The sequence below is a fragment of the Cyanobium sp. NIVA-CYA 375 genome, from assembly GCF_056108345.1.
Genome location: NZ_JBSYHW010000093.1, coordinates 1 through 7,180, shown reverse-complemented (window position 1 = coordinate 7,180; position 7,180 = coordinate 1). Strand labels below are relative to the sequence as shown.

The window sequence follows — 7,180 nt, the reverse complement described above, 5'->3', positions numbered from 1 at the left end:
CTCCCCGCTTTCGGTAGTGCTTTTTGGCTTCTGTAGAGATTAATCTTTCCTAACGCTTCTTTCGATAGCCAGAATAGCGCTAACGACTGATGCGGTCGCCACAGCGCCAAGCCCCCAGCCCAGCAGCAGCTGAGCTGCAGGCCGTCGCTCGGTGATGCTTGATGCGTAGGACTGATACTCGCCTTTTAGCCTCGCATCGACGCGGCTAATCCTTGCTTGCACCAGTCTCAACCGATCCTCTTCACAGCGCCACGACCCTTCAAAGCACTCTTGCTTTAGTCGTTCGACTATTGGGATTTGGCCAAGTATTTCTTTGGCGTCGTAATCCCCTCTTTTTTGATTCCGCAGCCAATCCTCGTAGCTGCTGACTTTTTCAAATGGAGAGGTTAGAAGGGCGACTCCACCTATCACAGTGGCAACTGTCCCTGAGATTCCGAGGATGTTCCAGAGATGGCGACCGTAGCCAAAAAGCACTCGCTTCTCAAAAGTTGTTGCTAGGTCTTCCATGCTGGTTTCAGCTAGTCTGTTCCACAAGATAGCTGCCGCGTGCGTTTACTGGATTCTTTGTTCTCCAGCTTTAGATATGTTGATCGCCTCCTCGATTGAGCGCTGCGTTAGCTCTTCATAGCCAGTGCGTAACGCGGCGCCACCGTAGTGGCACCCAGGCGGCGGCGCTGCTGGCCGTCATTCACCACCACCACCAAGCCATCAGTGGGCAAATCAGACCAGAGGTGGCCACGCAGCCACGCCTGGTGGTGGCCCTCTAGCTCAGCACCGCTGCAGAGCCGGTGCGGCAGGGTATGCAGGCCCCAGCGCTCCATCGCCACCAGCTGGGTGACGTGGGTGGTGGTGCTCTGCATCAGCTCGAACGCCAGGAAGCTGAGCCCGGCCCCGCTGGGCACTTTGCGGCGCAGGGCAGCGGCGGGTGTGCTCTGCCGCCCGTCAAGGCCAAATAGCTCCCCGCGGATTTGGGCGCTTATGGGTGCCGCCAATGTGTGGGCAACGTTGCCCACCAGGGGGAGCAGGTGCATGGCATCGGCACCGCTGCGTGTCCACGCTGCCGTGAGCTGGCCCAGGCGGTACTCCAGCGCAATGGCGCACCCGTCGAGCTTGGGGGTCACCGAGAAGAGGCCAGCAGCGGCACCACCGAGACAGGCCAGCCACTCGCTCAGGTCCTGTTTGTCCAGGCTCAGCAGCTTGCTGCCCCCGCCGGGAGTAAGCAACTCAGGCGCAGTGGGGTCGAGTTGCTGCAGCTCTGCCACCAGCTCGTCAAATTCGGCATCACTGAGGTACGCCTGGCCCGCCCTGTAGGCGGCATCAGCCGAACGAATGGCTTGGCGAAGGGACCTCTTTGGGCGCGTTTTGGGCGCGTCCCCTGAGGTCAATCGGTGAAAAGTCAATCGGGGCGACAGGATTCGAACCTGCGACCTAGTGCTGCCAACTCAGACATCTACACCGGCGCCCCACTGCGGCTCCACCTGCTTCCACCCCTGGGCCTTGAGCTTGAGCCAGAGCTCCCTGGCCTCGTTACGGGACATGTGACTACGAGTTTTGAGCAGTGGTGGTGCGCCAGGCAGCGGACGGCCTGAATCGACGAAGTACATCGGATGCGCGCTCCAGCTCTTGGGATCGAAGTGGAACCGCATTGTGTTGGCGGTCCTGGGGTCCTGGATCCACGCCTGCTTGCTCACGCCGCCCTGCGGCAAGTACTTCTGTACTAGCTCGCAAAGCCATCAGAGGTCAAGCTCTTGGCCGCAGTACCAGCCACACCACCACCAACAAGCTGGCAATGCTCACTCCGGTGAAAATCCAATCGGCATAGGGCGTCCAAACCATCAGCTTTGGCCTCTGTCACTCGCCGTCACTTTTTTGGTGGCGTCGCGGGTATCAAATCGAGGCTATGACTGGGATCTAGCTTGCTGCAGCCGGGACTCCCAAAGAACCCGCGCTAGCCCTGTGCCAGGCGACACGAAAACTGAGCCACCCAGCAGGCGATCCATCGAGCAATTGAGCTGGGGTTGTCCTTGTTCCGCTCGCACCGGAGCAGGCAGCGGATTGACAGCCAATCGCTTGTGGCTTTCTACGGTGCAGCGATGGCCCCAGACCTCAAGCACCCCGCCACCGGCGATTTGATTGTGTTGGCAGGTGGTGAGCAGCTTTGGCGGATCGGCTGGCCTGGCAATCCAGTGCTGGTGGTAACCAAGAGCGGACCAGACGGCAACGCCCTCTACCGGCTGGCTGATCCCAAATGCAAAACCTGGAACAAGGTGGGGGATATGAAGCTGGTTCCCTGGCCAGAAGCCGGCGGCTGAGCCGGCCCAACCCACCTCGGCAGGAGTAGAACAGCTGTACTGCTGCCGTTGCTGGTTTGATTTTGGCCGACCTACCCATTGGAGAGCCTGTGCCCTTCTGCCCGGGCTCGTTGGGTGAGGGTTTGGATCTCCAATCCGCCCTGATTCCCAACCCGGTTTGCACCTTCTACATGCGGGCCAGCGGCAATGGCATGCGCCAGCTCGGCATAAATGATGGCGACCTGATGGTGATCGACCGCAGCGTTGAACCCTGCTCAGGCCATGTCGTCGTCGTTGCCCACCAGGGCAGCTTTTTAATGCGGCCGCTGCTACGTCAGGGGGAGCAGTGGTTACTTGAGCCGGTGCGGCCAGGAGAAGCTGCAATTCCACTGGACCTAGAGGTCTTTGATCGCTCAGGGCTATTTGGCGTGGTGGTGCATGCGGTGCATCACCTTGGCAAGCCGCGTTTGCGAAAGATCTGAGCTGGAGTAGTCAGGGAAGCAAGCCGACTCAAATAACCGAAATTCGGGTGTTTGATCGCTCCGAGCTTCCACCCGCTCGCTCCCGCTCTGGGATTCCAGCTCTGCGCTGAACAGGCCGCACATCCGGCCTTGCTCCACCCACTCGCGCCTGCTCAGGGATTCCGCTGCACCCCATAAGGCCCATGTCCGAAACTCTTGGGTTGCCCACCAGTGGCTTGCTCCGGGCTTCCTCAGTCTGAGGCCCTCCTGACGTCGGACCTCTGCTTCGGGAAGTCCCGTCGCTGCGCCACACCTGGCGCCGATTTCATGGCCATCCGCTCTGCTGCCGCCTCACCGTTCTGCAGGCCAGAGGAAGATCCGTTCCTGCTGCTCGAATCCACCCTCCGTTCCATCGAGGTGGTGCTGATGCTGCAGCGCAATCTGCCGCTGCGCCGCACCTGGAGTGAGCAGCCCTATGGAGAGGAGGAGATCACCCGCCTGGAAGAGGAGGTCCTGCCCGCCATACGCGAGTGTCTGGCCCGCGTTGATGAGCTCGATCAGCGGCTGCTGGCTCAGCATGAGTTGCTGGTGTTGCGCTGTGAGCTCGAAGCCAAGCGGCACGCTCTGGCCTAAGGGCCATAGGCCCTGCCGGGGGCCTAATCCCGGCTTTTTCACCCTGTTGGCTTGCTGGCGTTCAGGGTCAGCCGTGGTGCAGCGCAGGGGAGAGCACTTCCCCGATGGTTCGCCCAAGCGCCAGCAACCTGACGGGCTGGAAGCGCCGCATGGTCAAGGCCAAGGCGAGCGCCCTACTGGCGGCCTTGACCCGGCGGCTTGTTGGGCGCGAGTGGGGGCGTTTTTTCTCCTTCCTGCGATGCAAGCCACCTCCACCCTGCTCCGCTCCAGCAGCACCAGGCAGCGCAAGGCCGGCCAGTCCGTTAAGCAGCTGGTGCTGTTTCCCTTGCCCGAGCCGATCGCCTGCTGCTGGGATCTGATCTGCCCAGAGGAAGCCTGGGAGCAGCCCCTGCGCTGGGCCGTCTAGGGCCGTGCCCGGCTCGTAACCAGTGCGGATGCAAGGCGCGATCAGGCTGGTGCGCCAGCCTGGATCAGCCAAACTGAGGCATGGCTCGTTTTGAGGCGCTGATCACGCCGGTTATCGATGGCAACGATCTGCGCGAGACACTCGATCAGATCGCCCAGCAGTGGGGCGGGAGCCTGACCTGGCTCGATCGCCGCAATGCCTCGTTAGACCTTGTTTCAGCTGGCTTACAGCTCAAGTTGCTCTTGGAGCTGCGCCGCGGCGATGACCTGCTCTTGTTGGTCACCAGCCGAGAGGGCATGGGCGCCGGCGCCCCCCGTACCCAAGAGCTTTTGGAGAGGCTGCTGGCTTGGATCACAGGCCGCATGCCCAGGTCGCAGGTGACGTACCGCTCGGACCGCGACGGCCCGATCCGTCGAGCGCCCCAGGTGCCAATCCGTTGACTGATCACAATTGCCTGATTAGCAGCAGCTATTAATCGGCACTCAAGACGAGCAACTTCCGCAGCCAGAACCAGAGGTTCACAGCCTCGATCGCTAGGGACGCGAGCAAGTCTGTTCACCGGACGCGGTGAGGAGGCAGCACGGGTCTTGTCAGCATGGCCACTGGGGACCTGGCTGGCCGGGCGTTGCGAAACCCCTCCGCAGCATGCCCCTACGGCTCGCACCAGCAAGGGCTGACGCAAGGCTCGCTGTACTCGCCCCTGGCTAGTGCTCACCTTTGGGGCGCTTGGTAGGTGTTCTCCGCACCACCCCAGCCATGGCCACTCCCCAAGGCCCAGTCTGTGAAGTCCGCCTGCTTGTGGTTCACCGCTATCAGCCCGGCGTTCAGAAGCTCGGCTCCACTCCCTGTGAGGTCGAGTTCTTTGGCCGCCGCGGCAAGCCCGTCAAGAAGATGCGGCTGATCCCTGCCGAGAAGGCATTTGCCTTTGCCCGCAAGCTGCAGGGCACCCCCGGCTGCACCGTCTCGGTCTGCTGAGCCAAAGGGCTCAGGCCCGGCTGCCGATTGGTGGCCGGGCCTTACAGCCAATGCCTGTAGCTGCTCCGCTGCCGGCGGGCCCTGGCCTTGGATCGAGCACTCCCGAACTGGGGGCTGGTGCCATCGCGGCGGCGCCGCACCCAGGTTCCTTTCCTGATCAAGCCGGCGTCCTGGCTATTGGCGCGGCGTGCAGCAACGATCGCCCCATAGCCCCGCTTTTGTTTGGCGCGGGCACGGGAGCGGGCCTGGCTAGCGCTGGCGGCCGGCACCACGGTGGAAGTGGAGCGGTTGCGCCAGAACACCAGATACCAGGACATTTCTCCCTCCCTGCTGGGTGATCAGCGACGCGGTGCCGGTGCTCTGGGGGTGGTCGCTTTGACGGCCTCCAGATAGAGCTCGGCGGTGCTCAGCGTCTGCAGGTTTGGGGCAGCGCTGTGTTCATGGCCTGCCTCAGCAACCGTGCCCGCATACAGGCCACTGCGCTGCTGGAACAAGAAGCTGAATACCGGGTGGCGGCGCAGCTCCTCCATGTAGTCGCCATCGCACAGCGCTACGCCATCGGCGGTAAGGGGCTGACCCTTGCCATCCACCGGCAGCAGCCTTTCTCGGCCTTCCACATCCCCCAGCTGGAAGTGACCACCGCACAGCGTCACGAAGGTGTCAAAAAACGTGCCCCGTTCATCGCCGCCGACCCGGCCCTCCGCTTCTGAAAACAGGCGCTCCAGCAAGCGCTCCTTGCGCAGGTTCTGCACCTGGGAGCGGGCCTCATCCCTTTCCTTTTCAACGCTGCGCACGCGGCGGATATTGGCCTCATTTAGCTGGCGTTCACGGTCGCCCACCTGGCGCTCGAACTCTTCTCGCTTGCGCTCAGCGTCCTGCAGGCGGGCGTACTCGTCCGGGTTGATCTCCGAGAAGCGCGACAGCTGGGCGCGGGCTTTGCGCAGCTCTTTTTCGAGCTGATTACTGCGGCGGCGTTCGGCGCGCAGCGGCTCAGCACTGCTGGTGGTGGCGGCAGGGGGGTCGTCGTTGTCGCTGCTGCCGCTGCTCGAATCCTGTGGAGGGGCAGTGTCAAAGCTGTCGTCACCGGTGCCGCCGTCGTGGCCACCGGCCTCGTCATCGCCCTCATCGAGGGGATCTAGTTCAGCAGCTAGTGGAGCTAGGGAGCCAGCAGGGCCCTGGTTGGGGTGCTGCTGCTGCTGGCGGTAGGTCTGCCACGGGGCGGCAGGGGGCTGGGAAGCAGTGGTCGAGAAGAAGGAGGAGGACATCACCCATCACGGCTGTGGTGTTGCGGGCGCCCCGTCCGGGCTGCGCTCGCTCTCCCCTATTGCCAGCTCATCAAAAGCCCATTTCGTTACACAGCTTGAACACTTGGTCTACGTACCCAGGGACGTGAACATCGAAGCCTCCAGTATGCCCTACGTGGAGGAAGGAGATATAGTTTAAGATTAAGTATCGGCTTTGCATGCAAAACTGTTCCTACAGCGGCTTTCGCCATTCAATTAGTCCAAGTTTGCAGCTCAAGTTTGCAAGAGCTATAATTAGCCAAATGACCTTAGAATTGCTTAACTGAGGGCTGTCCAGGCAATACACGAACAGGGTGGCCAGCCTAAAGACAGCCTCGATCAAACAGCCAGTAGATCATGCCTGCTAACGCTCGTAAGGCATAAATCGTGCTTTCGGCCGTTCTGTATTATTGAAATTGTTTGAAGACAAGTGGAATAATCGCCACCTATATAGCAACCAGCTCGATACAGTAATTTGGGCTGACAAGCGGGCGGCCCCCTCTATGCAGCTAGGAGTCCTTGAGGTTCCATTGATCTATGGCGAACATATAGTCTTCCATCATGTGATCCTCGAACGTAGCAAGATCACCATCTTGAATATCGTCGAGAATCCCATCTTTAAAGTCCAAAAACTGGAGCCACATCCCAGGGTCATTTACAATAGTCTTGTTTTGTAGTATGTGCATGTAAGTTCCAACATGGCTATAGCCCATCATGCGTGCCGGTAAGCGTGTCACGATGTCATTGTTATTCTGAAATCGATAGACACGAGATCGGGCTCTTGCATTAAAGGTGTCTGCAGTTGCTGCAGTAACAGCTCTTGGTTGACCAAATGTATAGATGCCAGTAAATGGGTAATCCCTTTCGATCAAGTGCGAAGCTGCAATAGTAGCCATAGCTCCCCCCAGGCCATGGCCAGTCAAAAATAGACCTTTTGGCTTGCTGTCATTCTGTTTAAGTCCTAATCGCCTTGCTTGATAGTGACTAGATATGTCAGGCCAAATTCGCTCTAGAGCCCCATAAAAGCCTCTATGAAATTTACCAAACAGGGCGCACTACCCCAGCCGGCCATTCGCCACCAAAGAGGAGGCCTGCGAATGGGTAGCTGCATTTGTGGATTGGTACAACCAC

General features: G+C 60.3%; 12 protein-coding genes. 6 read left to right on the top strand and 6 right to left on the bottom strand.

The genetic code is table 11. From position 1 onward, the window contains the following. Positions 1 to 39: 39 nt before the first annotated feature. The 3 genes from AC01FP_RS15215 to AC01FP_RS15205 all read right to left on the bottom strand — a co-directional run bounded on the left by AC01FP_RS15215 (position 40) and on the right by AC01FP_RS15205 (position 1,691). Positions 40 to 507, bottom strand: coding sequence for a hypothetical protein (locus AC01FP_RS15215; RefSeq protein WP_474481502.1), 468 nt, complete (start codon positions 505 to 507; stop codon positions 40 to 42). Between the two features lie 107 nt (positions 508 to 614). After that, entirely contained in the window at positions 615 to 1,262 is a 648-nt protein-coding gene (locus tag AC01FP_RS15210) for a hypothetical protein (protein WP_474481500.1), read from the bottom strand. A gap of 180 nt (positions 1,263 to 1,442) precedes the next feature. Beyond that, positions 1,443 to 1,691 (bottom strand): DUF1651 domain-containing protein, encoded by a 249-nt coding sequence (locus AC01FP_RS15205; protein WP_474481499.1) that lies wholly within the window; start codon positions 1,689 to 1,691, stop codon positions 1,443 to 1,445. A gap of 381 nt (positions 1,692 to 2,072) precedes the next feature. Between AC01FP_RS15205 and AC01FP_RS15200 the strand changes: the two genes are divergently transcribed. The 6 genes from AC01FP_RS15200 to AC01FP_RS15175 all read left to right on the top strand — a co-directional run bounded on the left by AC01FP_RS15200 (position 2,073) and on the right by AC01FP_RS15175 (position 4,766). Beyond that, on the top strand, positions 2,073 to 2,312 hold the full coding sequence (locus tag AC01FP_RS15200; protein WP_474481497.1) for a hypothetical protein: 240 nt from the start codon (positions 2,073 to 2,075) through the stop codon (positions 2,310 to 2,312). An 89-nt stretch (positions 2,313 to 2,401) separates the two neighbouring features. Beyond that, positions 2,402 to 2,773, top strand: coding sequence for a LexA family protein (locus tag AC01FP_RS15195; protein WP_474481505.1), 372 nt, complete (start codon positions 2,402 to 2,404; stop codon positions 2,771 to 2,773). A gap of 306 nt (positions 2,774 to 3,079) precedes the next feature. Next, complete coding sequence (locus AC01FP_RS15190; protein ID WP_474481495.1) at positions 3,080 to 3,385, top strand: hypothetical protein; 306 nt, start codon at positions 3,080 to 3,082, stop codon at positions 3,383 to 3,385. Between the two features lie 73 nt (positions 3,386 to 3,458). Then, complete coding sequence (locus tag AC01FP_RS15185) at positions 3,459 to 3,791, top strand: hypothetical protein (RefSeq protein ID WP_474481494.1); 333 nt, start codon at positions 3,459 to 3,461, stop codon at positions 3,789 to 3,791. Positions 3,792 to 3,871: 80 nt separating this feature from the next. Next, on the top strand, positions 3,872 to 4,231 hold the full coding sequence (locus AC01FP_RS15180; RefSeq protein ID WP_474481492.1) for a hypothetical protein: 360 nt from the start codon (positions 3,872 to 3,874) through the stop codon (positions 4,229 to 4,231). A gap of 316 nt (positions 4,232 to 4,547) precedes the next feature. Continuing rightward, the gene (locus AC01FP_RS15175) at positions 4,548 to 4,766 is read left to right on the top strand and encodes a hypothetical protein (RefSeq protein WP_254943082.1); all 219 of its coding nucleotides are present in this window, start codon (positions 4,548 to 4,550) and stop codon (positions 4,764 to 4,766) included. Between the two features lie 41 nt (positions 4,767 to 4,807). Here the strand turns inward: AC01FP_RS15175 and AC01FP_RS15170 are convergent, their stop codons facing one another. From AC01FP_RS15170 to AC01FP_RS15160, 3 genes are all read right to left on the bottom strand, one after another. Continuing rightward, positions 4,808 to 5,083, bottom strand: coding sequence for a hypothetical protein (locus AC01FP_RS15170; RefSeq protein ID WP_474481490.1), 276 nt, complete (start codon positions 5,081 to 5,083; stop codon positions 4,808 to 4,810). Between the two features lie 21 nt (positions 5,084 to 5,104). Further along, positions 5,105 to 6,031 carry a hypothetical protein gene (locus tag AC01FP_RS15165; protein ID WP_474481488.1) on the bottom strand — a complete coding sequence of 309 codons (927 nt, stop codon included), beginning with the start codon at positions 6,029 to 6,031 and terminating at the stop codon, positions 5,105 to 5,107. A 527-nt stretch (positions 6,032 to 6,558) separates the two neighbouring features. Continuing rightward, entirely contained in the window at positions 6,559 to 7,098 is a 540-nt protein-coding gene (locus AC01FP_RS15160) for a lipase family protein (protein WP_474481504.1), read from the bottom strand. Positions 7,099 to 7,180: the final 82 nt, after the last annotated feature.